This is a genomic window from Rhodoferax sp. (assembly GCF_018063565.1).
Classification (GTDB): Bacteria; Pseudomonadota; Gammaproteobacteria; order Burkholderiales; family Burkholderiaceae_C; genus Rhodoferax.
Window position 1 is genome coordinate 1 of the sequence record NZ_JAGPBB010000038.1, and the last position, 25,420, is coordinate 25,420.

21 protein-coding genes are annotated in these 25,420 nt (G+C 58.8%); 12 read left to right on the top strand and 9 right to left on the bottom strand.

Features of this window, described 5'->3' with window-relative positions:
* Positions 1-255 precede the first annotated feature (255 nt).
* Positions 256-1,134 (top strand): metal-dependent hydrolase, encoded by an 879-nt coding sequence (locus tag KBF66_RS10455; protein ID WP_296656106.1) that lies wholly within the window; start codon positions 256-258, stop codon positions 1,132-1,134.
* Positions 1,135-1,163: 29 nt separating this feature from the next.
* On the opposite strand, the gene KBF66_RS10460 is transcribed toward KBF66_RS10455, so the two are convergent.
* Positions 1,164-1,550: a hypothetical protein gene (locus tag KBF66_RS10460; protein WP_296656109.1), complete on the bottom strand. Its 387-nt coding sequence runs from the start codon at positions 1,548-1,550 to the stop codon at positions 1,164-1,166.
* 230 nt (positions 1,551-1,780) lie between these two features.
* On the opposite strand from KBF66_RS10460, the gene KBF66_RS10465 reads away from it, so the two are divergent.
* Positions 1,781-2,506 carry a response regulator gene (locus KBF66_RS10465; RefSeq protein ID WP_296656113.1) on the top strand — a complete coding sequence of 242 codons (726 nt, stop codon included), beginning with the start codon at positions 1,781-1,783 and terminating at the stop codon, positions 2,504-2,506.
* Entirely contained in the window at positions 2,503-3,876 is a 1,374-nt protein-coding gene (locus tag KBF66_RS10470) for an ATP-binding protein (RefSeq protein WP_296656116.1), read from the top strand. Before KBF66_RS10465 ends, KBF66_RS10470 begins: the two co-directional genes overlap by 4 nt.
* A 42-nt stretch (positions 3,877-3,918) precedes the next feature.
* Here KBF66_RS10470 and KBF66_RS10475 read toward each other — a convergent pair whose 3' ends face one another.
* Positions 3,919-5,121, bottom strand: coding sequence for an ammonium transporter (locus KBF66_RS10475; RefSeq protein ID WP_296656118.1), 1,203 nt, complete (start codon positions 5,119-5,121; stop codon positions 3,919-3,921).
* 121 nt (positions 5,122-5,242) lie between these two features.
* Positions 5,243-6,034: a hydroxypyruvate isomerase gene (gene hyi / locus KBF66_RS10480; RefSeq protein WP_296656180.1), complete on the bottom strand. Its 792-nt coding sequence runs from the start codon at positions 6,032-6,034 to the stop codon at positions 5,243-5,245.
* A 158-nt stretch (positions 6,035-6,192) separates the two neighbouring features.
* Between hyi and KBF66_RS10485 the strand changes: the two genes are divergently transcribed.
* The 3 genes from KBF66_RS10485 (at position 6,193) to KBF66_RS10495 (ending at position 9,135) form a co-directional block, all read left to right on the top strand.
* Positions 6,193-7,359 (top strand): homoserine O-acetyltransferase, encoded by a 1,167-nt coding sequence (locus KBF66_RS10485; RefSeq protein ID WP_296656183.1) that lies wholly within the window; start codon positions 6,193-6,195, stop codon positions 7,357-7,359.
* Positions 7,352-7,939 (top strand): methionine biosynthesis protein MetW, encoded by a 588-nt coding sequence (gene metW, locus KBF66_RS10490; protein WP_296656120.1) that lies wholly within the window; start codon positions 7,352-7,354, stop codon positions 7,937-7,939. The genes KBF66_RS10485 and metW overlap by 8 nt, the downstream gene beginning before the upstream one ends.
* 74 nt (positions 7,940-8,013) lie before the next feature.
* The gene (locus tag KBF66_RS10495; protein ID WP_296656121.1) at positions 8,014-9,135 is read left to right on the top strand and encodes an alkene reductase; all 1,122 of its coding nucleotides are present in this window, start codon (positions 8,014-8,016) and stop codon (positions 9,133-9,135) included.
* Positions 9,136-9,152: 17 nt separating this feature from the next.
* Here KBF66_RS10495 and KBF66_RS10500 read toward each other — a convergent pair whose 3' ends face one another.
* Entirely contained in the window at positions 9,153-9,851 is a 699-nt protein-coding gene (locus tag KBF66_RS10500; RefSeq protein WP_296656123.1) for a response regulator, read from the bottom strand.
* Positions 9,852-10,024: 173 nt separating this feature from the next.
* On the opposite strand from KBF66_RS10500, the gene KBF66_RS10505 reads away from it, so the two are divergent.
* From KBF66_RS10505 to mobB, 5 genes are all read left to right on the top strand, one after another.
* On the top strand, positions 10,025-11,206 hold the full coding sequence (locus KBF66_RS10505) for a NapC/NirT family cytochrome c (RefSeq protein WP_296656124.1): 1,182 nt from the start codon (positions 10,025-10,027) through the stop codon (positions 11,204-11,206).
* Entirely contained in the window at positions 11,199-11,873 is a 675-nt protein-coding gene (locus tag KBF66_RS10510; protein WP_296656126.1) for a molecular chaperone TorD family protein, read from the top strand. The genes KBF66_RS10505 and KBF66_RS10510 overlap by 8 nt, the downstream gene beginning before the upstream one ends.
* Positions 11,874-12,041: 168 nt before the next feature.
* Complete coding sequence (gene torA, locus KBF66_RS10515; protein WP_296656127.1) at positions 12,042-14,519, top strand: trimethylamine-N-oxide reductase TorA; 2,478 nt, start codon at positions 12,042-12,044, stop codon at positions 14,517-14,519.
* Between the two features lie 119 nt (positions 14,520-14,638).
* Positions 14,639-17,032, top strand: a complete 2,394-nt coding sequence (locus KBF66_RS10520) for an ATP-binding protein (RefSeq protein WP_296656129.1) — start codon at positions 14,639-14,641, stop codon at positions 17,030-17,032.
* The gene (gene mobB, locus KBF66_RS10525) at positions 17,029-17,526 is read left to right on the top strand and encodes a molybdopterin-guanine dinucleotide biosynthesis protein B (RefSeq protein ID WP_296656134.1); all 498 of its coding nucleotides are present in this window, start codon (positions 17,029-17,031) and stop codon (positions 17,524-17,526) included. The genes KBF66_RS10520 and mobB overlap by 4 nt, the downstream gene beginning before the upstream one ends.
* A gap of 14 nt (positions 17,527-17,540) precedes the next feature.
* Here the strand turns inward: mobB and KBF66_RS10530 are convergent, their stop codons facing one another.
* Both KBF66_RS10530 and KBF66_RS10535 read right to left on the bottom strand, forming a co-directional pair.
* On the bottom strand, positions 17,541-19,775 hold the full coding sequence (locus KBF66_RS10530) for a SulP family inorganic anion transporter (RefSeq protein WP_296656140.1): 2,235 nt from the start codon (positions 19,773-19,775) through the stop codon (positions 17,541-17,543).
* Between the two features lie 196 nt (positions 19,776-19,971).
* Positions 19,972-20,871 (bottom strand): D-hexose-6-phosphate mutarotase, encoded by a 900-nt coding sequence (locus tag KBF66_RS10535; protein WP_296656142.1) that lies wholly within the window; start codon positions 20,869-20,871, stop codon positions 19,972-19,974.
* Between the two features lie 208 nt (positions 20,872-21,079).
* Between KBF66_RS10535 and KBF66_RS10540 the strand changes: the two genes are divergently transcribed.
* Entirely contained in the window at positions 21,080-22,594 is a 1,515-nt protein-coding gene (locus KBF66_RS10540; RefSeq protein WP_296656144.1) for a M20/M25/M40 family metallo-hydrolase, read from the top strand.
* A gap of 131 nt (positions 22,595-22,725) precedes the next feature.
* On the opposite strand, the gene KBF66_RS10545 is transcribed toward KBF66_RS10540, so the two are convergent.
* From KBF66_RS10545 to KBF66_RS10555, 3 genes are read right to left on the bottom strand one after another with little or no spacing between them, the layout of a single operon-like run.
* Positions 22,726-23,553: an ABC transporter permease gene (locus KBF66_RS10545; protein WP_296656146.1), complete on the bottom strand. Its 828-nt coding sequence runs from the start codon at positions 23,551-23,553 to the stop codon at positions 22,726-22,728.
* Positions 23,554-23,558: 5 nt separating this feature from the next.
* The gene (locus KBF66_RS10550) at positions 23,559-24,368 is read right to left on the bottom strand and encodes an ABC transporter ATP-binding protein (protein WP_296656149.1); all 810 of its coding nucleotides are present in this window, start codon (positions 24,366-24,368) and stop codon (positions 23,559-23,561) included.
* A 1-nt stretch (position 24,369) separates the two neighbouring features.
* Complete coding sequence (locus tag KBF66_RS10555) at positions 24,370-25,395, bottom strand: ABC transporter substrate-binding protein (RefSeq protein ID WP_296656151.1); 1,026 nt, start codon at positions 25,393-25,395, stop codon at positions 24,370-24,372.
* Positions 25,396-25,420 lie beyond the last annotated feature (25 nt).

Below are 25,420 nucleotides of genomic sequence, written 5' to 3' on the forward strand. Positions count from 1 at the left end.
TCCATGTTGATCACCATCTCGGGATGATCAACCCACTCGCCAATTCACCTCAAATTACGGCTTCAGGCTCATTCCTGCGTGGAAATACAGTGCCCTGTTCAGGCTCATACCTCATTGGACAAGGCTGAAGCGCATCGCTAGAACGGATAGGAAATACACTGCATGAGTTCAAGTATGGCATGGGTTTTGGGCGTTGCACAAAACGTCGAACCATGAATAATCCCGATCCATCCACCGTGCAGGTGCATTCGCCCCATGACTGTTCAGCCGCCCAATCCCACTCCCGAACTGCAGATTCGTCAGCTTCTCGTTGATTTGAAAAGCGGCTTTGGTCGTCACTGGAATGGCGGCGACGCTTTTAAAACTGCCTTTGCCAATGCCCTTTCAATGAGTTTTCCGGTGGGTGAACAGTTCTTTATAGACGCTGTCCGCAATGGTTTGACGCGACTGCCCAATGATGACCAGAACCAGTCGTTACGTGAACTGGCCAAAGGGTTCATCGGGCAGGAGGCAACCCATCGACGACTGCATGGCATTTGCAACGACTGCCTGGAGCAAAACGGATTGCGCAACCATTGGGGACCACGGGCGCAACGACGGATTGAGCGACTGCGCAACGTTCGCCAGGCCCTGGGGCTGGATCGGGGCTATCTGCATGACCTCGCCATTACAGCCGCGTACGAACACTACACGGCCATTTTTGGCGACCTGGTGCTCAGGCGTCAAAATCAGGCTTGCGATCTTTTCTATCAGGCAGAGCCCATGATGCTGACCCTGTGGCGTTGGCATGCGGCTGAAGAAACCGAGCACAAATGTGTTGCCTTTGACATGTACCGTGCCCTGAACGGCGGGCAGGGATTTCGGGTGACCTGGTATCTTTATGTCAGCATTGAATTTGCCGTAGACATCGTGCTTCAAACCTGCAACAACCTGTGGCGTGATGGCACGTTTTTCAAACTTTCCACCTGGACCTCTGCCATCCGGTTTGTCGCCGGGCGCCAAGGTGTCGCATGGGAAATGATCAGGCCGCTGTTGGCTTACTTTCGCCCAGGTTTTCACCCTTTGCAGCTGGGTGACGTCCAGACGGCAACAGATTGGCTCAGAAACCACGCCCAGTCATGGCGCGCAGTCTGAATGGTCCGGCGCCCTGTTCATCCATCGGTTTACTTGATGAAGCCACGGGCTTTCATCCGGTCACAGGCGTTTTGTCGAGGTGCATTCAGGGTGACACCTTTTTCCTTGGCGCGCGCCTGCATGGCGGCGTGTTGCTCGGCCTGCACGACTTTGCATTCGTCATAGCTTTTGACGGCGCGCATTTTGGTCTGGTTGGCGGTGCGTTCTTCGGCCGTCATCAGGGTCCAGCCGGGGGTATTGGTTTTGTCAAACCGCATGCCCCGCAGGCCGCCTCCACCCGGTCCCATTTGACCAGCACCTGGTCCCATGCCCATGCCAGGGGCAGCGGGTGCGCTTTGTGCCAGAACCGATGTCGACAATGCAGCGGCCAGTGTGGTGGCGATCGCGATCGTTTTGAAAGTGGATGGGCTTTTCATCATGAAACTCCTGTAGTTGACCTGTTATGGAGTGCAGGTTCTGCCTGCATCCCTGGGTGCTATTGAAGCGCACTTGTGTCAACGCCGTGTTGCAACCGGAGGCTGTTTTGCATCGTGGTGTTGCGCGGGGGCCTTGCGTTACAGTGCGTTACAAAACTCGGTGCTCTGATGGCTACCCCGGCATCAGGCACGGCTGTAGGCTTGCACTATTGGCATAAAAAGTGACCCGCATGGACACCAAAGACTGCATCCTGATCGTCGATGATGAGCCCGAAATCCGCCGCCTGCTGGTGGACTACCTGACGCGCAATGGCTTTGAGGCCGTGGCTGCCCGCGATGGCAGGGAAATGTGGCAAATGCTGGAGCGTCACGCGGTGGATTTGCTGGTGCTGGACCTGATGCTGCCTGACACCGATGGGTTGACGCTGTGCCGCGACCTGCGCGCCAAATCCGGCTTGCCAGTGATCATGCTGACCGCCCGTGGCGAGGAAACCGACCGCATTGTGGGAATTGAGATGGGCGCGGACGATTATCTGGTCAAGCCCTTTAACCCGCGCGAGTTGCTGGCGCGCATCAAATCCATCTTGCGTCGCACCCGCGCCCTGCCACCCAATCTCAAGCCCGAGCCGGTACGATACCTTTGTTTTGCCGGCTGGAGCCTTGACACGGCTGAGCGTTTGCTGACCTCCCCAGACGCTGTGGCCACACCACTCTCAGGCGGCGAATTCCGGCTGCTGCGAATTCTGCTGGAGCACCCCAACCGGGTGGTCACGCGTGACCAGTTGATTGAGATGATTCATGGCCGCGAGGCCGAAGCCTATGATCGCGCCATTGATGTGCAGGTGAGCCGTCTGCGCCAGCGCCTGCACGACGACAGCCGCGAGCCACAACTGATCAAGACGGTGCGCGGTGAAGGCTATGTGCTGGCCGCCAGCGTGGAGGCACGAAGCACATGACCTTAAGCAAGCGACTGACATGGCGTGGTTGGTCATCGAGCTTGTACGCCCGCATGGCGCTGATTTTGTTGGCTGGTTTGCTGGTGGCGCAAGGGGTCAGCCTATGGTTGCAATGGGGTGAACGTGCTGCAGTGGTTAACCAGGCGCGTGGCCTGAATTGGGTGGATCGCATTTCCGAGGCCGTTCGCCTGCTGGAGGCGAGTGTGCCGGCACAACGGGATGCGGCGCTGCCAGCACTGCAATATGGCGGCTTGCGGTTGGAATTGATTTCGGCTGATCGGGTACTTCCCAACGCACCACCAACCACTTTTCAAACCATTCTGCAAGAGCGAATGGGTGCGCAACGCGAGATTCGCGCCAGTGGTGGTCCCGGAGCAGGTATGGGGCCAGGCATGGGAAAGGGCCTGGGAGCGGGTTTGCAGCACGGCAACCTCAGGCGCAGCGTCGATATCCGCCTGGTCGATGGTCAATGGGTGCGCATCACCATGGGGCACGACGGTGATGCGGCCACGCCGGCACTGTCGAACACGTTGATCTTTCAATTGCTGATCAGCCTGGTGTTGGTGGGGGCGGTGGTTTTGCTGGCGGTACGGCAGACCACCCGTCCGTTACAACAACTGGCACGAGCGGCCGACACCTTGGGTCGTGATCTGGACGCGCCGCCCCTGGAGGAAGACGGACCGATCGAGTCCCGAAGCGCCGCGCAGGCGTTTAACCGCATGCAAGCCAAAATGAAAAGACTGGTCAGCGAACGTGCGCGCGCCCTGGCAGCGGTGTCGCATGATCTGCGCACGCCACTGACACGTCTGCGACTGCGTACCGAGCTGATCGATGATGAGACCCTGCGTGACCAGATGGCCGCCGACCTCGAAGCCATGGCCGCCATGATTGACTCGACGCTGGACTATCTACGTGGCCTGCAGACCCATGAGTTGGTACGTGCCATCGACATCAACGCGCTGTTGGGCAGCATGGTCGAGGATGCCCAGGTGCTGGGGCGCAACATCCAGATCCACGGGCGAGCCACCACGGCGTTTCATGGCAGATTGTCTGCGTTGCGCCGGGCGCTGCAAAACCTGATTGACAACGCCTTCAAGTACGGCCACGGTGCCAACATCCAGATCGAAGACAACGCGTCAGAACTGAAAATTACGGTTGAGGACCAGGGGCCAGGTATCGCCCCGGAAAACATGACTCAGGTGACAGAACCCTATTTCCGAATCGACGGCGCGCGCAGCCAGCCGGGTGAGGGCGTCGGATTGGGCCTGTCAATCGTGAAAGACATTGCCCTGTTGCACAACGGTGCACTATTGCTGACCAACCGGCCGCAGGGTGGCCTGGCGGCAAGCCTGGTGTTGCCGCGCAGATGAAGCGATCGACCCGGGCAGGCTGATGATCCGTAAAAGCTCACATTACCAATTGACTTCGCGTTCAGGAGTAGCGCTGATCTTGTGAATTGACAGGTCGGCACCGTCGTATTCCTCCTCCTGGCTCAGGCGCAGGCCACTGATGGCTTTGATGGCACCGTAAACCAGCAGTCCACCCAATGCAGCCCAGACCACGCCGATGAACGTGCCGATCAGTTGCGCGCCAAAACTCACACCGCCCAGCCCGCCCAGCGCCTGGTTGCCAAAGATGCCTGCCGCAATACCGCCCCAGGTGCCACACAGGCCGTGTAAGGGCCAGACGCCAAGCACATCGTCAATCTTCCAGCGATTTTGAGTCAGCGTGAACATGCTGACGAACAAGGCACCGGCCACGGCACCCACAATCAGCGCGCCCAACGGGTGCATCAGGTCTGAGCCTGCGCACACGGCCACCAGGCCGGCCAGTGGCCCGTTGTGCACAAAACCGGGATCGTTTTTGCCTAGCACCAGGGCAGCCAGGGTGCCGCCCACCATCGCCATCAGCGAATTGACCGCGACCAGGCCAGAGATTCTGTCGAGTGTTTGGGCGCTCATCACGTTAAAGCCAAACCAGCCCACGGTAAGAATCCAGGCCCCCAAAGCCAGGAACGGAATGCTTGACGGCGGGTGCGCCGATATGCCGCCGTCCTTGCGGTAACGATTGGCGCGCGCGCCCAACAGTATCACCGCGGGAAGTGCAATCCAGCCGCCTACCGCATGCACTACCACGCTGCCGGCAAAGTCGTGAAACTCGGCACCGGTCAGGTCCTTGAGCCACGCCTGCACGCCAAAGTGCTGGTTCCAAGCAATGCCTTCAAAGAACGGGTAGATAAACCCGACGACTACCGCCGTGGCAATCAGTTGGGGCCAGAAACGGGCACGTTCTGCAATGCCGCCTGAAATGATCGCCGGGATGGCGGCGGCAAAGGTCAACAAAAAGAAGAACTTGACCAGGTCATAGCCATTTTTGGCGGCGAGCTGTTCTGCACCAACAAAAAAATGGGTGCCATAGGCCACACCGTAGCCGACCATGAAATACACCACGGTCGAGACGGAGAAATCCACCAGAATCTTGACCAATGCATTGACCTGGTTCTTCCGTCGTACGGTGCCCAGCTCAAGAAACGCAAAACCGGCGTGCATCGCCAGCACCATGATGCCGCCGAGCAGAATGAACAGGGCATCGGCGCCCTGTTTGAGTGCTTCCATGAAAATCCTCTTGGGTTAAATTGCTGCTTATTGGTGCGTTTCAGGAGCTCACCCCAAAAACGCACCAACATAAAGCAAGAATCGCGCCAAAGTGGACGCTGCAGCCCGGATTCTGACCGATTCAGGATTTGGCAGGCGTTGGGAGCGATTGCATCCAGCCCAGACCGGCTTCGGTCTGACCGGACGGTCGATATTCGCAGCCGATCCAGCCGGGGTAGCCCAGGCGATCGAGGTGCTGCAATAAAAAGGTGAAATTGATCTCGCCAGTGCCGGGTTCATGTCGCCCGGGGTTGTCTGCCAGTTGGATGTGGCCAATGCGCGCCAGGTGTCTTTGCAGTGTGGCGGCCAGTTCACCTTCCATGCGCTGCGCGTGGTAGATGTCATATTGCAGAAATGCGTTGTCAGCGCCCACTTCGTCAAGAACATCCAGTGCGTAAGCACTGTGGTTGATGCAATAACCTGGCATGTCAAAGCGGTTGATGGGTTCAAGCATCAATTGCAGTCCCGCCTGCTTAAAAGCCGCTGCCGCAAATTGCAGATTGCGCACCAAGGTCTTGCGTACCAGCGCATCCGGTGAGGCCGCTGGTGCAATGCCAGCCAGACAGTTGATCCGGCCAACTCCCAGCGCGGTGGCATAGGCGATGCCCAGGCGAACGCTGGCCTGGAACTCATCCACGCGCCCTGGCAGGCATGCCAGACCGCGGTCTCCGGCGTCCCAATCACCTGCTGGCAGGTTCTGCAGTACCGCGGTCAGGTGCCAGGTGTCAAGCTGTGCCCGGATCGTCTCGATCGGCCAGGCGTAAGGCAGAAACAGCTCGACTGCCGTGAATCCCGCCTTTGCAGCGCGCTCAAAGCGCTGCAAAAACGGTACTTCGGTAAATAGAAAGTTCAGGTTGGCGGCAAAGCGGGGCATGGTTTCATTGGGTGTTTGGCGCATGATAGCCGCCGGTTGCTATACTGACAGCGCGCCGATTTGACAGAATTGCGGGCGCATAACAAGTCCTGCTAAAGATGCCAGCCAACCCGGTCATGCCTTTAGCGTCACCGGGTTTTTTGTTGCCAGTCCATGCCATGATGATCGCCTCGCCCCAGTCCATGCACTTTGATGCCGCGCTGCCCCTTCAAAGCGGTGCCAGCCTGCGCGACTATGACCTGAGTTTTGAAACCTACGGCACACTGAACGCAGCCAGATCCAATGTGGTGCTGATCTGCCACGCCTTGAACGCCTCGCACCATGTGGCCGGTGTTTACCCTGATCAACCTAAGAGCGAAGGCTGGTGGGACAACATGATCGGGCCGGGTAAACCGCTCGATACCAACCGTTTTTTTGTCATTGGCACCAATAACCTGGGTTCGTGTTTTGGCTCCACTGGCCCGATGCACCTCAACCCGGACACCGGGCGCGTGTATGGTGCCGATTTTCCGGTGATCACCGTGGAAGACTGGGTCAACGCACAGGCGCGGCTGCTGGATGCGCTGGGGATCGAGCGCTTGGCCGCCGTGATGGGTGGCAGCCTGGGTGGTATGCAGGCATTGAGCTGGACGCTTCAATACCCCGAGCGCGTGCGCCACGCGCTGGTGATTGCCAGCGCCCCCAATTTGACGGCAGAGAACATCGCTTTCAATGAAGTGGCGCGTCGCGCCATCGTCACCGACCCGGATTTTCATGAGGGTCATTTTTATCAGTACGGTGTGGTTCCCAAGCGCGGCTTGCGTATCGCCCGCATGATCGGGCACATCACCTACCTGAGTGACGACGTGATGAACGAGAAGTTTGGCCGACAACTGCGTGATGCGGTGCTGGCTCAAGCCGAGAATACCGGCACGACGATGGACGCAGGCAGTTACAAATACAGCACTCAGGAGATTGAGTTTCAGATTGAGAGCTACCTGCGACATCAAGGCGACAAATTCGCCGAGTACTTTGATGCCAACACCTATCTGCTCATCACGCGCGCGCTGGACTATTTTGACCCGGCACGCGCTTATGGCGGCAACCTGAGCCTGGCCTTGGGTCGCGCCCGCGCCAAGTTCCTGCTGGTAAGTTTCACCACTGACTGGCGCTTCTCACCACAGCGCAGTCGTGAGATGGTCAAGGCACTGCTCGACAACCAGCGCGACGTGAGTTACGCCGAAATCAGTGCGCCCCACGGTCATGATGCTTTTTTGCTTGATGACGCAAGATATACAGGAGTTGTTCGCTCTTATTTTGAGAGTATAGAGGTGACACATGAGTGATCTCCTGATTCAGCAGACACTGGCCGCTCTGGTGCCGCCTGGCTCACGCGTGCTTGACTTGGGTTGCGGCGATGGGGCCATGCTTGCTTATTTGCAGCAGACCCGCCAATGCAGCGGTTACGGAATCGAGATTGACGATGCCAATGTGCTGGCCTGTGTCAAGCGCGGCGTCAACGTGATTCAGCTCAATCTGGATGAAGGTTTGTCGATGTTTGAGGATGCCTCGTTTGACGTGGTGTTGCAGATCGACACTTTGCAGCACCTGCGCAACGCCGAGGTCATGCTGCGTGAGACCGTGCGCGTTGGGCGCCTGGGTATTGTGGCCTTTCCCAACTTTGCCCACTGGCCCAATCGCCTGAGCGTGCTCAACGGCCGGATGCCGGTGACGCGCCGCCTACCTTATCAATGGTATGACACCCCCAACATCCGGGTCGGCACCCATGCCGATCTGGGAATCCTGGCCGCTGCCAGTGGACTGAAGGTGCTGGACAGTTTTGGCATTCAGGACGGCGAGACGGTGCGTCTGTTGCCCAACTTGCTGGCGGGTACCTCGGTCTATAAGTTGTCGCGCTCATGCTGAGTGTTCGCAGGGAGGGCCTACGGATTTGTCATTGCGCCCCAATCTACACTTTCCTTAAACAACAATAAATTACCATGCCGCATTCCACTTTCACCCTGTTTGATCCGGTTCGCATTGGTGACATGTCTCTCGCCAACCGCGTTGTGATGGCGCCGCTGACCCGCAACCGCGCGCCGGACGCCATCCCGACATCCCTGATGGCGCAGTACTACGCTCAACGCGCCAACGCCGGTCTGCTGATCACCGAGGCCACCGCCATCAGCCAACAAGGTCAAGGTTATGCCGATGTGCCGGGACTTTATGGCACCGAGCAGATTGATGGCTGGAAGCAAGTCACCAAAGCTGTACACGCAGTTGGCGGCAAGATCGTGGTGCAGCTCTGGCACGTGGGCCGCGTTTCCCATACCAGCTTGCAGCCCAATGGCGGCAAACCGGTTGCACCTTCGGCGATCACCGCAAAGACCAAAACTGTGCTGATTCAGGACGGTGTCCCCAGTTTTGTTGACACTTCGGAGCCGCGCGCCTTGCAGGCTTATGAACTACCCGATATCGTGCACACCTACCAGGCGGCGGCGCGCAACGCGGTGGAGACCGCGGGTTTTGACGGTGTTGAAATCCATGCCGCCAACGGATACTTGCTGGACCAGTTCCTGAAGAGTGGCTCGAATCAGCGTCGCGATGACTTTGGTGGCAGCATTGAAAACCGTGCCAGACTGCTGCTGGAGGTGGTGCGCGCCGTCACCGGTGCCATTGGCGGAGGTCGCACCGGCATCCGTTTGTCACCGGTCACGCCGGCCAACGATGCATTTGACCCTGATCCGCAACCACTTTTTGACTATGTGGTGCGCGAGTTGGCCGAGTTCAATCTGGCCTACATCCACATCATTGAGGGTGCCACCGGAGGTGCCCGCGAGCTGCCAGATCGGCCATTTGACTATGTGGGTCTACGCCGCGCCTACCGCGCTGCCGGAGGCAAAGGCGCCTGGATGGTCAACAATGGGCTGGACAAAGTGCTGGCCGAAGACGCGCTCAAGCAGGGCGCTGATCTGGTGGCTTTTGGCCGTCCCTTCATTGCCAACCCTGATTTGGTGGAGCGTTTGCGCCGCAACAAGCCTTGGAACGTGGGCGATCGCAATACCTATTACGGTGGTGGTGCCAAGGGATATACCGATTACCCCACCCTGGGCAAAGCCTGAATGAGATCGTCTTGCGGTCAAACCGCCAGCACATAGCCCACACCCTGCACCGTCACAATCAGGCGTGGGTCGTTGGGGGCAGGTTCCATCTTGCGCCGCAGTCGCCCGATCAGCACATCGATGGTGCGGTCGCTGGGCGCGCGGTCACGGCCGCTGACATGGTCAATCAGGCTGTCACGGCTCAGCACGCGACCCGGGTTTTTGCTCAGGGTGGCCAGCAATTCAAACTCAAAGCGCGTCAGGCGCACATCGGCCCCGGCCGGTGACGTCAAGGTGCGGCGCGGAATGTTCAGTGACCAGCCGCCAAAACGTTTGACCGGTTCGTCCTTTTGCACCAGGCGCGCCGACAGGGTGCGTCGCAGCAGATTTTTCGTCCGGGCAAACAGTTCGCGGGTGTTGAAGGGCTTGACCACATAGTCATCGGCACCGAGCTCCAGCGCCACGATCCGGTCGATGTCTTCGCCCTTGCCGGTGACCATGATCACCCCGACCTCGGATTGACGACGAATCTCGCGCAGCAGCGAAAAACCGTCTTCGTCGGGCAGGTTGATGTCCAGCAGAATCAAATCCACATCACCCTTGGCGAAGAGATCGCGCATGGTTGCGCCATCGGGTGCGGTGCTGACCTTGTAACCCTCTTTGCAGATGTAGGCCGCCAGTGTCGTGCTGGCGACCGGATCGTCTTCAACGATCAGGATGTGGCTATTGGAAAGCATGAAGTAATGCGCGAGGGTTGATGGTCAAGCGAGCATCATAGCCACTTGTTTACCTCCTGTTTACAACTTGAGCCGTGACGTTCAACTCTGCCGCGAACCCCATTCACATCGCCTGCCTACGCTTGTATTTGTGACGTCACTCGTTGCGTCGTTGTACCAAGCAGGAGATTTTGATGATGAAAAACATAGGGTCCTGGCTGAAGTCGATCCGGCCCAGGTACGGACTGGCGCTTTTGCTGGTCGTTGGAGGCTTGGGCGGGGTTGTGTTTTGGGGCGGCTTTCATACGGTGCTGGAAATGACCAACACCGAGGCGTTCTGTATCTCCTGTCACCAGATGCGTGACACCGTCTATAAGGAGTACACCACCACTGTTCATTACAAGAATGCCTCCGGCGTGCGGGCGACTTGCCCAGACTGCCATGTGCCCAAACAGTGGGGACCCAAAGTCGTTCGAAAGTTGGCAGCCACAACCGAGCTGTATCACGCACTGGTTGGCACGATCGACACGCCCGAGAAGTTCGAAGCACAACGGCTGACCATGGCAAGGCGCGTGTGGGCTGACATGGAGTCCACTGATTCACGTGAATGCCGCAACTGTCATTCCAATGACGCATTTGACTTCCACAAAATGAAGAAGCCAGAAGATGCCGAACGGATGAGAAAAGGCATGGCGGCGGGGGAAACCTGCATTTCGTGCCACAAAGGCATCGCCCACAAAATGCCTGACCTGAGCCAAGGCTATCGCTCAATGTTCAAGGACATCAGCAACGCTGCAACCGGCAGCAAACTCAGCAAGGGCGACGTGGTGAACTCCCTGCGCACCAGCCCACTGTTTGTGGAGGTCGCCAGTGCGGCACCCGGCGCACCAGGTGACGGCAAGTTGTTGGCCCTCTCTCAAGCCACCGTGATGGAACTCAATGGTGCATGGGCGCTACTGAAGCTGGAAGGTTGGCAACAACAAGGCGCCGAGCGGGTGATCTATGCGCTCAAAGGCCAACGCATCCTCAATGCTGCATTGGGTGAAAGCCTGATCACCAAGGTTCAAAGCGGCCAACCTGCTGAAGACCCCGACACCGGGCTGGTCTGGTCGCAGGTGTCGCTGCAAGCCTGGGTGGCCAAAGCGGATCTGAGTACCGACCAGGCCGGCTTGTCAGCCTACGGTGCCGAGCTGTACCGCAGCAGCTGTGGTACCTGCCACAACCTGCCACCAACCGATCATTCGCTGGCAAACCAGGTGATCGGGGGGCTCAATGCGATGAAGCGTTTTATCTCGATTGACGATGAGGAATACCGCTTCTTGCAGAAATACCTGCAATTCAACGCCAAAGATACCGGGGGGAAACACCATGGCTGATTGTTCTTTGAGTCAGATCTCAGTCAATCGGGCGGCCCTGTACCACTGGTTTTCCATGGCTTTTTTTGCACCACCCACCGTCAGCGACATTGTGGACATGTGTGACGGGAAAGCGCAGCATTTGTTGCAGGCTCTTGCGGCAACTCAAGACACGGGCTCGGGTGTTGCGGCCATGTTCGAGGTGCTGACAACCGACACACCTGCAATGGTGGCGTCCACTCTGGGTACAGCCTATGGCCGACTGTTTTTGGGTGTCGGTGCGTACGAAGTTGCGCCACCGTACCGTTCTGTTTACAGCAGCGCCGGTGGCTTGTTATGCCAGCAGGCCACCGCGGAAATGGAGCGTGTGCTGCGCCAGCATCGACTAAGGTTGCAGGATAAGGTGAAAGAGCCCTCAGATCACCTGTCGATCCAGCTTGAGGTCATGGCCCAGTTGGCACTGCGGTTTGCTGAGGTGGCTGAAGACCCAGCCAGCAACCTGATCCATCTACAACAGGAACAGGCGGACTTTCTCGCTGGACAACTTTTGTGCTGGTTGCCGGCCTTCGCGCAACGCGTCATTGAAGTCGATGACCAGGGCTTTTACGCCGGTCTTGCCAGTGTGCTGTTGCGGGTGCTGGAGCAGGACTTGGCCTACCTGGACGGAACCCTGCAAGAGATGGCGTGAGGTCACGTTCACAACTTGTTCACAAGTTGTTGGTGTGTTGCTTACCAGCTTCGGCAATGCTGTTCACTTGACGCTCCTAGACTGATCACAACAGGCCGCCGCCCCTGTTGTGATTTGAGTTCCCTGCTGGCGGTGACCAAGATTGATCCACTTGAAAAAGGAAACAAAATGTCCGAATCATCCACCCCCAGAGTCCCCGCGCGCTTCTCTCGTCGCACTTTCCTGGAGGCCACTGGCGCCGCCGGTGCGATGGGTATGACGGGTGCATCGCTGTTGTCTTTTGGCGCTGCTGCCGCAGTCCCGCAGTCTGGCACGGTGCTGACCGGGTCGCATTGGGGGGCATTTCGTGCCAAGGTTGAAGGTGGGCGCATCGTTAGCTATACCCCCTGGGAGAAAGACCTGTTCCCCAGCGCCCAGCTCAAAGGTGTGGTCGATTCGGTGTACTCGGCCAGCCGCATCAAATACCCGATGGTGCGGCGCGCCTACCTTGAAAAAGGCCCAGGTGCCGATCCAGGCAGCCGTGGCAGTGGCGATTTTGTGCGTGTCACCTGGGATCAGGCACTCGATCTGGTCACCAAGGAACTCGGTCGCATCGAGAAAACCTATGGGCCAGCGGCCACCTTCGCCGGCTCTTATGGCTGGAAGAGCCCGGGCAAGTTGCACAACTGCCAGAACCTGTTGCGCCGCATGATGAACCTCAAGGGCGGTTTTGTGAACAGCTCGGGCGACTTTTCCACGGGCGCATCCCAAGTGGTGATGCCACATGTGGTCGGCACGCTGGAGGTGTACGAACAACAAACCGTTTGGCCGGTGGTGGTGGAAAGTTCTGAGCTGGTGGTGTTCTGGGGTGCCAACCCGATGCTGACCAACCAGATCGCCTGGAGCATTGCCGACCACGACGGCTATGCCGGCCTCAAAGCTCTCAAGGCTGCTGGCAAGAAGGTGATTTGCATTGACCCAGAAAAAACCGAAACCTGTACCTACCTCAACGCAGAATGGCTGGCACCCAAACCACAGACCGATGTGGCCTTGATGCTGGGAATCGCCCACACCCTGGTGGCTGAAAAGCTACACGACACCAAGTTCCTGTCCACCTATACCACCGGCTTTGACAAGTTTCTGCCTTACCTGATGGGCGAAACTGACAAAACGCCCAAGACTGCTGAATGGGCAGCGGTCATTTGTGGCATTCCAGCGGCCACCATCAAGGATCTGGCCAAACGTTTTGCCAAAAACCGCACCATGCTGGCCAGTGGCTGGTCGATCCAACGCCAGCACCACGGCGAGCAGGCACACTGGATGCTGGTCACGTTGGCCTCGATGCTCGGACAGATCGGCTTGCCCGGTGGCGGTTTTGGTTTGAGCTACCACTATGCCAACGGCGGCTCACCCAGTGCCGATAGTCCGGTGATGCCTGGCATCACCGACGGTGGCAAAGCTGTGGCGGGCGCAGCCTGGCTGACCTCGGCAGGTGCTGCCACCATTCCATGTGCGCGGGTGGTGGACATGCTGCTCAACCCAGGCAAACCCTTTGACTTCAATGGCAAGAGCGCCAACTATCCGGATGTCAAGATGGCCTATTGGGTCGGCGGCAATCCGTTTGGCCATCAGCAGGACCGCAACCGCATGGTCAAGGCGTTCCAGAAGTTGGAAACCTTCATCGTGCAGGACTTCCAGTGGACTGCCACCGCGCGCCACGCTGATATCGTGCTGCCGGCCACCACATCGTATGAACGCAACGACATTGAGCATGTGGGCGACTACTCGATGCGCGCCATTCTGGCTATGAAAAAAGTAATCGAGCCGATGTTTGAAGCTCGCAATGACTATGACATTTTTGCGGCAATAGCCAAGCGGTTGGGCAAGGAGAAAGAGTTCACCGAAGGCAAGTCCGAAATGGACTGGATTCGCTCGTTCTACGAGGCCGCCCTCACTCAGGCCAAGGCCAAGAAGATCGACATGCCCGCTTTTGATGCATTCTGGAACGGTGCCGGCGTGGTTGAGTTTGCCATTCCCGCAGCATCCAAAACCTTTGTGCGCCATGGCAAGTTCCGCGAAGACCCGCTGCTTAACCCGTTGGGCACCCCCAGCGGCAAGATCGAGATCTACTCAAAGAACATCGAGAAGATGGCTTACGACGACTGCCCCGCACACCCGACCTGGATGGAGCCGGTCGAGCGACTCGGTGGCCCCAAGACCAAGCACCCGCTGCACATTGCCACCAGCCACTCCAAAGGCCGGCTGCATTCACAGTTGTGCGGCACCGTCATGCGTGACACTTATGCCATTGCCGGGCGCGAACCCTGCATGATCAACACAGAAGATGCCAAAGCACGTGGCATCAAAACAGGCGACGTGGTTCGGGTGTTCAACGACCGGGGCCAGATTCTGGCCGGTGCCAATGTGACCAATGCGATCCGTCCCGGCGTGGTGCGGGTCAGCGAAGGCGGCTGGTACGATCCGGCTGAGCCGGGCAAGCCGGGCAGCCTGGACCGCTATGGCGATGTCAATGTGCTGACGGTTGATATGGGGACTTCCAAACTGGGGCAGGGTAATTGTGGGCACACGGCAGTGGGCAACGTTGAGAAATATGCCGGTGCGGCGCCAAAGACCAGCGTTTTTGTGGCACCGAAGGGCGCTGCCTGATATTGGTGTGCTTTTGCGGACCGGAGTTGCCTGGGGCAGGGCGACGACGGTCCGGCCAAGTTGTTTGTTTTCGTCGTGAGAATGTCGCTGCCAGTTAATCAGATTTTCATGGGAACATCATGCAGCAGTTGAGCGACCTGATTTCCCGGCGTGAGGACTGGCTGGTCGACAAGACCATCGCTTACGCCAAGCTGTATGGCTATACGCCATTTACCTCGACCCTGGCCGAGGCGTGGCGAGCCTCTATTTGCGGTTTGTCTGGCCCGTTGATCAAAGCGCTGGCGCATTACAGTGAGCCACCTCAGTTGGTGGCGGGCGAGTATGCCGAAGAATCCATCACGGCTTTTGGTATTGACGCGGCCAGGCGCCACCGCTCGCGCGGGATCACCCTGGGCTTGTTCCTGGGGCTGATGAAATATTACCGACAGTCGTATCTGGACCTGCTGGAGCTTGGCGAACTGCCGGCTGAGCGGGTGCCGCGTTACCGGGAGTTTGTGAACCGCTTTTTCGACCGCGTGGAAATCGGATTTTGCAGCGAATGGGCTTCCCAGAATGAGAGTGAGCTGGTGCTCGAAGCGCGCGAGAAGAACCGCGCACTGACGCATGAAAAGAACAAGTACCTGACCATCTTTGAAAGCCTCAAAGATCCGGTGGTGCTGCTGGACAAATCTGGGCAAATCGACAACACCAACCGTGCAGCGGCAGAACTTTTTGGCGGCTCGGCGGTGCCGGGTGCCGGCTACTACGGTGCCAACCATCTGCCATTGCTGGAAGGTGCGCTGGGCACTTTGACCGGTCAGAGTGCAGAGCACATGCTCGACACTTCGATGGGTCTGCGCTGCTTTGAAGTCAAGTCACAGACCATGCTCGATGTCAGCGAGAAGTTCGCTGGCAACGTGCTGATCTTCAACGATGTCACCGACTACAAACACGCCTTGCAGTTGGCTGAGCAGGCCAACCGGACCAAATCCGCGTTTCTCGCCTCCATTAGCCATGAGATTCGCACCCCCATCAATGGCATTGTGGGCATGACGGCCCTGTTGCGCGACACCCCGCTGGACGGCCGGCAAAGCAGTTATGTCAATACCATCGCGACCTCTGGTGAAATTCTCTCGTCGCTGATCGCCGACATCCTGGACTATTCCAAGATCGAAGCCGGAGTGCTGGAGGTGGAGGACATCGACTTTAGCGTGGCTTCGCTCATGGGTGACGTGATGACCTTGATGGTGCCCGCAGCGGCGGCCAAGGGTCTTGATTTGCAAGCTGCGGTGGCGCCGGCGCTCTCTGCAACGCTGCGCGGCGACTTTAACAAGCTACGTCAGATCTTGCTCAATCTGGTGAGCAACGCGGTCAAGTTCACGGAGTCAGGCGCAATTCAGGTGGTGGCTGAACAGGACGGGTCGTGGCTGAGTTTTTCAGTTTGGGACAGTGGCATCGGCATCTCGGAAAGTGGTCAGACCCATCTGTTTAGCGCCTTCGCGCAGGCTGATCCATCGGTGTCGCGTCGCTTTGGCGGAACCGGCTTGGGCCTGGCGATTTGTCGCAAGCTCGTGACCGCGTTGGGTGGTGACATCGGATTCGAAAGCCAAGTCAATGTTGGCAGTCGGTTCTGGTTCAGGGTGCCGTTGATACCTTCTGAAAGCGGCGATCAGGTTCCTCTGGATCACGCGGATGCACGTCATTTGTTTCTCAACGTCCTGGTGGTTGAAGACAACGAGATCAACCGGGTCGTAGCCTGCGGGTTGCTGGAAAAGTCCGGGCATCGCGTCTGCGCGGTGAACTCGGGCAATCAGGCGCTGGCGATGCTGGAGCACCATCGTTTTGACCTTATCCTGATGGACCTCAACTTGCCCGGTTTGAGCGGGCTGGAAACTATCCGACGCATTCGCTCACATCACGACGTCTCGCTGGCAAGCATCCCGGTGGTGGTGGTTTCGGCTTTGGTAACCAAAGACGACATTCAAGACAGCTTGACGGCCGGAGCGCAAGCCTTTCTGGGCAAACCTTATCGCCCCGAGCGACTGGAGGCAACGTTGCGTGCTGTGCTGCGCCCGGACGATGACGGCCGTGCCAGCATCACCGGACAGTCTGTATTGTCCAATGCGACCGATCAGCCTGGATCTGAGGTTGACGCTGCGGTACTGGAACACCATGCGATGGAGCTTGGCATGGACATGGCAAAACAAATCGTGGCGCTGTTTGTCAACACCGTGCCCACCACCTTGACCCAGGCACGCCGCGAGGCGGCACTTGGCAATTTGACCCGTGTGGTACGTGCGGCGCATCGCATTAAAAGCTCGGCGTCGACCATCGGTATGCGGTCGTTTGCGACACTGGCCGCTGCGCTGGAGTTGGCTGCCCTGGCCAAAGATCAGGCGCGCGTTGAACCTCAGCTCGTCGCCTTGGAGCAGCATCTGCCAGCAGCGATGGATAAGCTTCTATCGGTGTGGGACCAGATACAGCGCCAGCGCACCAACCCCAGCAGTTCTTTGGCAAGCCAAGCACACCAATGAAGATTTTTGGAATCGCCGGTCATTCCGGCATGGGCAAAACCACCTTGCTGGAGCGACTGGTGCCGGAAATCGCCGCCCGTGGACATGTGGTATCACTGATCAAACACAGTCACAAGAATATCGATGTTGACCGTCCTGGCAAGGACTCTTACCGCCTGCGCGAGTCGGGCTGCAAAGAAGTTCTGTTGCTGGGCAACGACCGTTGGGCCTTGATGCACGAGTTGCGCGGTGCGACCGAACCCTCGCTGGACTATTTGCTGGACCGCATGCAGCACTGCGACCTGGTCCTGATTGAGGGTTTCAAGGGTGGAGATTTCCCCAAGCTCGAAGTCTGGCGTGATGTGGTTGGCAAGCCAACGCTTTGGCCGCAGTGGCCAGGCATTGTGGCACTCGCCAGTGATCAGGCCATCTCACACCGCTCGATTCGAGTGCTGAATTTGTCCGATGTGGTCTCTATTGCGAACTTTGTGCTCGAACACGCCATCACGAGATGAAGAATGCGGGTTCGTCAGCCGCGCAGCGCCTGCAGTTCGGCAATGGTGATATGCAGCCGGTTGGACAAATTGCGTGCCACGGCCTGCAAGATCACCAGGGCAATGGCACTGTGCTGTTCGGCCAGGGTGTTGAAGGCCGCCCGTGACAGCGCATAAACCTCGGTGTCGGTAAGTGCTACTGCATTGCCAGAGTGGCCTTCCAAGTCCATAAATCCCATGGCACCAATGATGCTGCCGCGCCCCGCGGTGGACAGGTGGTAGTTCTCCTTCTTGTGCAGTGGCAGGCTGATCTTCACCAGGCCACGACGCACGATGAACAGATCGCTGTCAGCGACGCCAGCCTTGAAGACTTTCTTGCCAGCCTTGATGCTGCGCTGTTCGACCACGGCGCCCAGGGCCGCCAAAGCGTCGGGAGGCTGCTCTGCCAGTAAGGGTATATCGCCTAAGTCCAGCGGATCAGCCTCGGCTGCCACTTGCTCCATGGTTTGGGCCTGCTGCGCCTCGACCCATTCCAGTGCCTCGTCGAGATCGTGAAAGGCAAATGCTTTGTTGGTGCGCCGTACCACCCCGGTGTCTTTCAGGAAACGTTTCATTTTTAACCCGCTGGGCAGACCTTTGGGGATGTCGCAAAACACCAGGTAACCGTTGTGCTCCTCAAGCCGGTCCTTGATCTGCTCGAGTACATGTGTGGCTGTCACGTCAAGCGACTGCACCCGTCGCATGCTCAAAATGACATACTTATGGTTGGCGGTTTCAGGCTCCAGCGCCTGATGCAACTGGTTTGCGGTGCCAAAAAACAGGCTACCCTGCAACTCGAACACCACCATCGACAGAAGTTCGGGGCTGGCGGACTCCAGGTCCTTGCCAAAACGTGAGTTTTTTGCAAACAACTGATCGCCCTCAATGCGGCTGCGAATCACCGAGCTTTTGGTTTGCTCGCGGATGAACAGCAAAATAGCCAGTGCCACACCCACGCCAGAGGCCGCAATCAGATTGCCAAACAAGGCCACCAGAATCACCGCCAGGATCACCATGAAATCGAGCCGGGTGGCCGGACTGTAAAAAAATTGCAGGCTGTGTCGATCGATCATGCGCAGACCAATCACGATCAAAATCGCCGCCAGCGCCGCCACTGGCACCCAGGCGATCAATGGTGACAGCAGCAAGAACGCCATCAGCGCGAAGACGCCAGCCAGCAAGCCGCTGCGCCTTGTGGTGCCGCCGCTGCTGAGGTTGACTACCGACGCGCCCATGGTGCCCGCGCCCGGAATGCCGCCAATGAGGGCCGAGGTGATGTTGCCCAAGCCCTGCCCGACCAGTTCACGGTTGGAGTCGTGGCTCGTGCTGGTCATGGCATCCATGACCACACAGGTTTTCAGTGTGTCAATCGACAGCAATACTGCCAGGGTGAGCGCTGGCACCAGCACTTTAACCACGGCATCCATCCCCAGGCCGCGGAGTGCCAGCCATTGTTCGCGTGCACCATCGACCAGGCTGACATCGCCGACCCCTAGTGCGCCAATCAGCAAGGGGTTGTTGACCGTGCTGAGCAAGGCTGGATTGGCCAGTCCCAGCAGCAGGTAGCAGCCCACCCCGGCCAGCAGCGCCACAATGGCAGCCGGCACGGCCTGCGTGATCCGGGGCGTGATCAACATGGTGGCCATCACGACCACACCCACCACCATGCTTTGCCACACCCAGACGCCAGGCCACATCAACGCGGTCATCCAGTCGGTGCCAGCCGGGGCCCCCAACCATTTGGGAATCTGGCTGCCAATGATGATCAGTCCGACGCCGCTGAGGTAGCCGCTGACCACCGGAAACGGAATGAACTTGATCAGTCGTCCTACCCCCACCAGCCCCAGTGCAATTTGAATCCCGCCCGCCAACAGCCCAATCAAGCCCAGCATCAGAACCACCGTCGGCGCTGCTATCTCCTGCTGGGTGAAGGTAATTGCCAGGGCCGACAGTACTGCCGCAGCGGGCGCACAGGGTGAACTGATCAGACGCTGGCTACCGCCAAGAATCGGCGCCACAATGCCCAATGCGCTGGCCCCGAGGATGCCTGCCATGGCACCTTGCGCCGCCAGTGTGCCACCGAGTGGCGCGAAAATCGTCACGCCAAAGGCGATGGCCGAGGGCAAGGCCACCAGCATTGCCGCCAAGCCCCCCCAGATATCGCCGACCCATGGGTTCGGCAGCACCTTGGGCGCGCAAGGTGCTTGGGTTGCAAGCGTGTCTTCTGTCATAGATTCACGTCGAGTCGGGTAGGTCTGTATTTGACGCCGCAATCGTCCTATATTTTTCCTGTTTAGAACTTGTTTTTGCTTTCAGAGAAAAATCGCCACTGCGACCTGCACCAGCGCTGGGGCAACCGTGCCGCGGCAACCAGCAAGACGACGGACCCAGGCAGACGATCTGTCATGACGGGCCAGGTCGTCTGGATCAAACGTTCAGGGCATCCGCCGACACAACAGCGCGCAGCGTGTGCACCGCACCCGGTGCCAGCGTGATCCGGTCTGGCCCGGCGTTGCAGGTCTCCACGCACAACATCTGCTGATACTCACCCACGGCCATGTCAGCAAAACTCTTTTCCCGCTCGCTCCAGGGATTCCAGACGACGGTGGAGGCGCTGCCTGATTTGGCGATCGACACGCTGCGCCGCAGGGTGGGGTCAATAATCTGGCACTCGGCGCGGGTATCGATGTACACACGGTCGGTTTCCCCGACAAACTGCAGCGCGCCATTTTGCTGACCGGTCGCCATGCCGCGCACCTTGTCCAGATAACTGCAACCTTCCAGTCCCAGCACCTGCGTGCGAGTGATGTCGCCGGTGCAAAAATAAGTGTGTAGCGCCTGCGTAATGTCCAACGCTGTGGCACCGGTGTTGTGGGTGGTGAGAGCCAGCGTGAGGGTGCTGCCCACGGTCACCGTCAGTTCAAGATCAAAGGCATGGTCCCAAAGGGCACGGGTAGAGCTGTCGTCGCGGATGCCCAGACGCAGCACCATCTGGCCGGCGGCGTCCGGCGCTGCGTGGCGCAGTTGCCACAGCCGTGTGCGTACAAAACCATGGGCTGGTTGGTCAGGTACCGCGCCAAACCAAGGCCAGCACACCGGTACACCACCCCGTATCGGTTTGCCGCTCTCAAAAATTGCCGCCTGGGAGAGCCAGATCACGGGCTGCTGCCCTGCCGGTTGCCAGCTCAGCAAATGGGCACCATACAAAGCAATGCGGGCGCTGGCCAGGGTGGTGCTGATATGGGCCACCGGCAAGCCCGGGCCACAGTCTTCAAAATGCAGTTGGCCGGGCACGGCAAATTGCTGGTTCAGTTCGGTCGAGTCCATGGTGAATCCGGTGGTTAAGACATTCAATAAAAATAGCACAAAATCCTTATGAAATATGCGCTATAGGCATATTTTTCATAAAATTTGGCTCAAAACGGGAGCCCGCCCGCTCCGACTGTAACCCGGCATTTCCCGATGCTGACACCACTGCAGCCTGATCACAATCGTGGCATCATTCCCGACCTACGCCATTGCCCCGGAGCCCTGCATGAACGCGCCACTTTCCCAAGTCATTTTGAATACTCCACACGCCTTGCAGCACGTCAGCACCAAGTGGGACAACGACATTGTGCGCCAGCTCACCGACTACATTGCGGTACCTGCCAAGTCTCCCATGTTTGACCCCGACTGGGCGCAGCATGGCTACATCGACGCCGTGGTACGCAATGCGGCAAATTGGGTGCAAGCGCAGCAGGTGGCCGGTCTCACCCTCGAAGTCATCCGCCTGCCCGGGCGCACGCCAGTGCTCTTTTTTGAAATTCCGGCCAGTTCTGGTGTTACGGAAAACAGAGCTGCCAACCTTTTATCAGAGAGCGTTGAAGGCGCATCATCGTCAACTGTTCTGATGTATGGCCACCTGGATAAACAGCCCGAGTTCAGCGGCTGGCGCAGCGACCTGGGGCCGTGGACGCCCAAATACCAGGACGGCAAACTCTATGGTCGAGGCGGGGCGGATGACGGTTATGCGGTGTATGCGGCTGTTGCCGCAGTGCAAGCGGTGCAGGCGCAGGGTGCCGCACACCCGCGCATCGTCGGACTGATTGAAACCAGCGAAGAAAGCGGCTCACACGACCTGCCGGCCTACATTGACGCACTCAGTTCCCGGCTGGGTGATGTGGGTCTGGTGGTGTGCCTGGACTCGGGGGCCGGCAACTACGACCAACTGTGGCTCACCAACAGCCTGCGCGGCAATGTGACTGGTGTGCTCAAGGTCGAAGTACTCACCGAAGGCGTGCACTCGGGCGATGCCAGCGGTTTGGTACCGTCGAGTTTTCGCATCATGCGCCAGGTGTTTGACCGCCTGGAAGACAGTGTCACCGGTCGCCTGTTGCCTGCCCAGTTTCATTGTGAGGTGCCGCCCGAGCGCATCGCCCAGGCCCGGGCGACGGCGGCGATTCTCGGTGATGAGATTTACAAGCGGTTTCCTTGGGCCCATGCCGACTGCGGTGGCTCCACCCAGCTCACCTTGCCCACCACCACCGATCCGCTGCAGGCACTGATGAACCGCACCTGGATGCCAACCCTGAGTGTGACCGGTGCCGATGGCCTGCCCAGCTTGCAAAATGCGGGCAATGTGCTGCGTCCCTACACGGCCTTCAAAATCAGTCTGCGTTTGCCGCCGTTGATCGATGCGGCACAGGCGGTGCAAGACCTCAAGGCGCTGCTTGAGGACAATGCCCCGTACCAGGCGAAAGTGACTTTTGAGCATGGCGCTGGTGCCACCGGCTGGAACGCGCCAGGTAGCGCGCCCTGGTTTGAGCGCGCCGTGAATACCGCCTCACAAAGCTGCTTTGGCGCGCCTTGCGGCTACATCGGCCAGGGTGGCACCATTCCCCTGATGAACATGTTGTCCTTGGGTTTCCCGAAAGCACAAATGATGGTTTGTGGCGTCCTTGGCCCCAAGAGCAATGCCCACGGCCCCAATGAATTCTTGCACGTGCCCTACGCCAAAAAGCTCACGGCGGCAGTGGCGCAGGTGATCGCGGCTGCTGCGGCGCACTGAAATCATGCCAGCGTCCGCATCGTCATCCCGTCGGCTTTCCAGCACTTGAAATGGTCTGTATTCACCCGGCACAGGTGCCACATCAAGACACCGCCTGAAGCCACTCTCGTCGCATCACTGACCCATTGGGATCAGAGCTTTTCAGTTTCGCCGCTGCGCGGCTGCCATTTCATCAGGTGCGACTCAATGCGCCCGACCAGGCTGTCCAGTGCCAGGGCGAACACGGTCAGCACCACAATGCCGGCCATCACGGTGTTGATATCAAAGCTGCCCTCGGCCTGCAAGATCAGATAACCCACGCCCTGGCTTGAGCCCAGGTATTCACCGACCACCGCACCGACGAAGGCCAGGCCAACCGAGGTGTGCAGCGAGCTGAACACCCAGCTGGTGGCACTGGGCAGGTAAACATGGCGCAGTAGCTGGCGTTTGTCGGCCCCCAGCATGCGCGCATTGGCCAGCACCACCGGGCTGACTTCTTTAACGCCTTGGTAGACGTTGAAAAATACGATAAAAAACACCAGCGTCACGCCCAGCGCCACCTTGGAGCCCATGCCCAGCCCGAACCAGACCGAGAAAATTGGCGCCAGGATGATGCGCGGCATGGCGTTCATGGCTTTGATGTAGGGCTCCAGAATGGCGGACGCCATGGGGCTCAGCGCCAGCCACAAGCCGCCGGCCAGACCCAGTCCGGAGCCAATGGCAAATGCCATGAGGGTTTCGGCCAGCGTCACCGCCAGGTGCTGGTAGATATCGGCATCGGTCACAAACCAGACCCAGATGCGGTCCGCCATCTTGAGCGGCTCGCCAAAAAAGAACGCGGCCTGACGGTCGTTGTCGAACATCATGGGCGGGATCAGCCCGGGCACCGTCATCACGTGCCAGAACACAAACAGCAGCACCAGCAGGCCGAGTTGCCACAGCCACAAGTTGCCGCCACGCGGTTTGATCAGTTTCCACATCGCGCCTACACCGCCTCCAGTTGTTGTTGGTAGCCCTTGAGCACCTCTTCGCGCAGCACCGCCCAGATGGCTTTGTGCAGGTCGATAAAGCGCGGTGTCATCTTGACCTCGGCCACATCGCGTGGGCGCTCGATGTCGATGCTGAATTCCCCAATCGGGTGGCTGCCTGGCCCGGCGCTCAGCACCACCACGCGGTCGCTCATGGCAATGGCTTCGTCCAGGTCATGCGTGATGAACAACACGGCCTTCTTTTTGGCTTGCCACAACGCGAGCAATTCGTTTTCCATCAGTTGCCGGGTCTGGATGTCCAGCGCTGAAAACGGCTCGTCCATCAAAATGATGTCAGGGTCGAGCACCAGTGTCTGCGCCAGGCTGACCCGCTTGCGCATGCCACCGCTCATCTGGTGCGGGTAGCGGTCACCAAAACCGCCCAGACCCACGCGGCGCAGCCATTCGTCGGCCTGTACACAAGCATCGCGTTCGGGCACACGATGAAATTCCAGCCCGGCCATCACATTGCCCAGGGCGGTGCGCCACGGCATCAGACTCTCGGCCTGAAACATGTAGCCCGCGCGTCGGTTGATTCCCTGCAGCGGTTCACCAAATACCGTCACTGTGCCGGTGCTGGGTGCCAACAGGCCGGCACCGACGTTCAGCAGCGTGCTCTTGCCGCAACCGGTGGGCCCGACAACGCTGACAAACTCACCCGCGCCCACGGTCAGACTGACGTCCTTGACGGCGGTATAGCGCTGGCGCGGGTTGTGTCGGTCGGTGAAGGTGCAGGCCACGCCCTGCAGCTGCAACGCAGGCGTCATCTCAACCCTTGGGGTATTTGGCGTTGGCCTTCTTGACAAAGTTGTTGGTGTAAACCGCGCTCAGGTCCAGCTTGGCAGCAGCGAGCTTGTCGTCCACGCTGGCCAATGCCTTGAAGGCCGTTTGCGCGCCTTTTTCCGGAATCATGCCGTCCGGCGAAAGCGAGCCCTTGGCGGCCAGGAAGGCGTCAATATAAACCGCGCGGTCGCCCAAAAGGTAGCTCTCTGGGACGGCCTTGATGATCTCGGCAGCACCCGCAGTCTGGATCCACTTGCTCGCACGCACCATGGCGTTGGTGAGTGCTTGCACGGTGTTGGGATTTTTGTCGATGAACGGTTGTGGCGCATACAGGCAGCCAGCGGGCATGGGGCCGCCAAACACTTTTTCACTCTCGGCAGGCAGGCGCGTATCTGAGACGATTTTCAGGTCGCCCGAGCGCAGCAGCAAGGTGATGACCGGGTCAAGATTGCTCATCGCGTCGATCTGCCCCGAGCGCATGGCCGCCACCGCACCGCTGCCGGTGCCCACGCCAACGATGCTGACATCGCTGGGCTTGAGCCCTGCCTTGGCCAGCAGAAAGTTCACCACCACATTGGTTGAGCTGCCCGGGGCGGATACGCCCACTTTTTTGCCCTTCAGGTCGGCAATGGACTTGAAGTTGGGCAGGGTCTTGGGACTGACGCCCAGCACGATTTGGGGTGTGGCACCCTGCAACACAAACGCGCGCATGGGCTGGCCTTTGAACTGCATGTTGACGGTGTGTTCAAACGCACCCGAGACCACATCGGCGCTGCCGCCCACCACTGCTTGCAGCGCTTTGGCACCACCGGCAAAGTCCACGATGGTCACATCCAGCCCCTCGGCCTTGAAGTAACCCATTTGCTCGGCGATTGTCAGTGGCAGGTAGTAGAGCAAATTTTTGCCACCAACCGCCAGAATGACTTTGGACTTTTCGAGTGATTGGGCGGTGGCCAGCAGAGGCAAGGAGGCAGCGGCAATACCGCTGAGAATGAGTTCGCGTCGTTGCATGAAAAGGGTCTCCATTGTTGGGGGA

Bases quoted from the DNA above. Each gene is read 5' to 3' on its own strand.
- mobB (WP_296656134.1), top strand. From the start codon at position 17,029: ATGAAGATTTTTGGAATCGCCGGTCATTCCGGCATGGGCAAAACCACC.
- torA (WP_296656127.1), top strand. From the start codon at position 12,042: ATGTCCGAATCATCCACCCCCAGAGTCCCCGCGCGCTTCTCTCGTCGC.
- KBF66_RS10535 (WP_296656142.1), bottom strand. From the start codon at position 20,871: ATGGACTCGACCGAACTGAACCAGCAATTTGCCGTGCCCGGCCAACTG.
- KBF66_RS10455 (WP_296656106.1), top strand. From the start codon at position 256: ATGACTGTTCAGCCGCCCAATCCCACTCCCGAACTGCAGATTCGTCAG.
- KBF66_RS10550 (WP_296656149.1), bottom strand. From the start codon at position 24,368: ATGACGCCTGCGTTGCAGCTGCAGGGCGTGGCCTGCACCTTCACCGAC.
- KBF66_RS10545 (WP_296656146.1), bottom strand. From the start codon at position 23,553: ATGTGGAAACTGATCAAACCGCGTGGCGGCAACTTGTGGCTGTGGCAA.
- KBF66_RS10460 (WP_296656109.1), bottom strand. From the start codon at position 1,550: ATGAAAAGCCCATCCACTTTCAAAACGATCGCGATCGCCACCACACTG.
- KBF66_RS10510 (WP_296656126.1), top strand. From the start codon at position 11,199: ATGGCTGATTGTTCTTTGAGTCAGATCTCAGTCAATCGGGCGGCCCTG.
- KBF66_RS10505 (WP_296656124.1), top strand. From the start codon at position 10,025: ATGATGAAAAACATAGGGTCCTGGCTGAAGTCGATCCGGCCCAGGTAC.
- KBF66_RS10500 (WP_296656123.1), bottom strand. From the start codon at position 9,851: ATGCTTTCCAATAGCCACATCCTGATCGTTGAAGACGATCCGGTCGCC.
- KBF66_RS10465 (WP_296656113.1), top strand. From the start codon at position 1,781: ATGGACACCAAAGACTGCATCCTGATCGTCGATGATGAGCCCGAAATC.
- KBF66_RS10555 (WP_296656151.1), bottom strand. From the start codon at position 25,395: ATGCAACGACGCGAACTCATTCTCAGCGGTATTGCCGCTGCCTCCTTG.
- KBF66_RS10495 (WP_296656121.1), top strand. From the start codon at position 8,014: ATGCCGCATTCCACTTTCACCCTGTTTGATCCGGTTCGCATTGGTGAC.
- metW (WP_296656120.1), top strand. From the start codon at position 7,352: ATGAGTGATCTCCTGATTCAGCAGACACTGGCCGCTCTGGTGCCGCCT.
- KBF66_RS10540 (WP_296656144.1), top strand. From the start codon at position 21,080: ATGAACGCGCCACTTTCCCAAGTCATTTTGAATACTCCACACGCCTTG.
- KBF66_RS10485 (WP_296656183.1), top strand. From the start codon at position 6,193: ATGATGATCGCCTCGCCCCAGTCCATGCACTTTGATGCCGCGCTGCCC.
- KBF66_RS10520 (WP_296656129.1), top strand. From the start codon at position 14,639: ATGCAGCAGTTGAGCGACCTGATTTCCCGGCGTGAGGACTGGCTGGTC.
- KBF66_RS10475 (WP_296656118.1), bottom strand. From the start codon at position 5,121: ATGGAAGCACTCAAACAGGGCGCCGATGCCCTGTTCATTCTGCTCGGC.
- KBF66_RS10470 (WP_296656116.1), top strand. From the start codon at position 2,503: ATGACCTTAAGCAAGCGACTGACATGGCGTGGTTGGTCATCGAGCTTG.
- hyi (WP_296656180.1), bottom strand. From the start codon at position 6,034: ATGCCCCGCTTTGCCGCCAACCTGAACTTTCTATTTACCGAAGTACCG.
- KBF66_RS10530 (WP_296656140.1), bottom strand. From the start codon at position 19,775: ATGACAGAAGACACGCTTGCAACCCAAGCACCTTGCGCGCCCAAGGTG.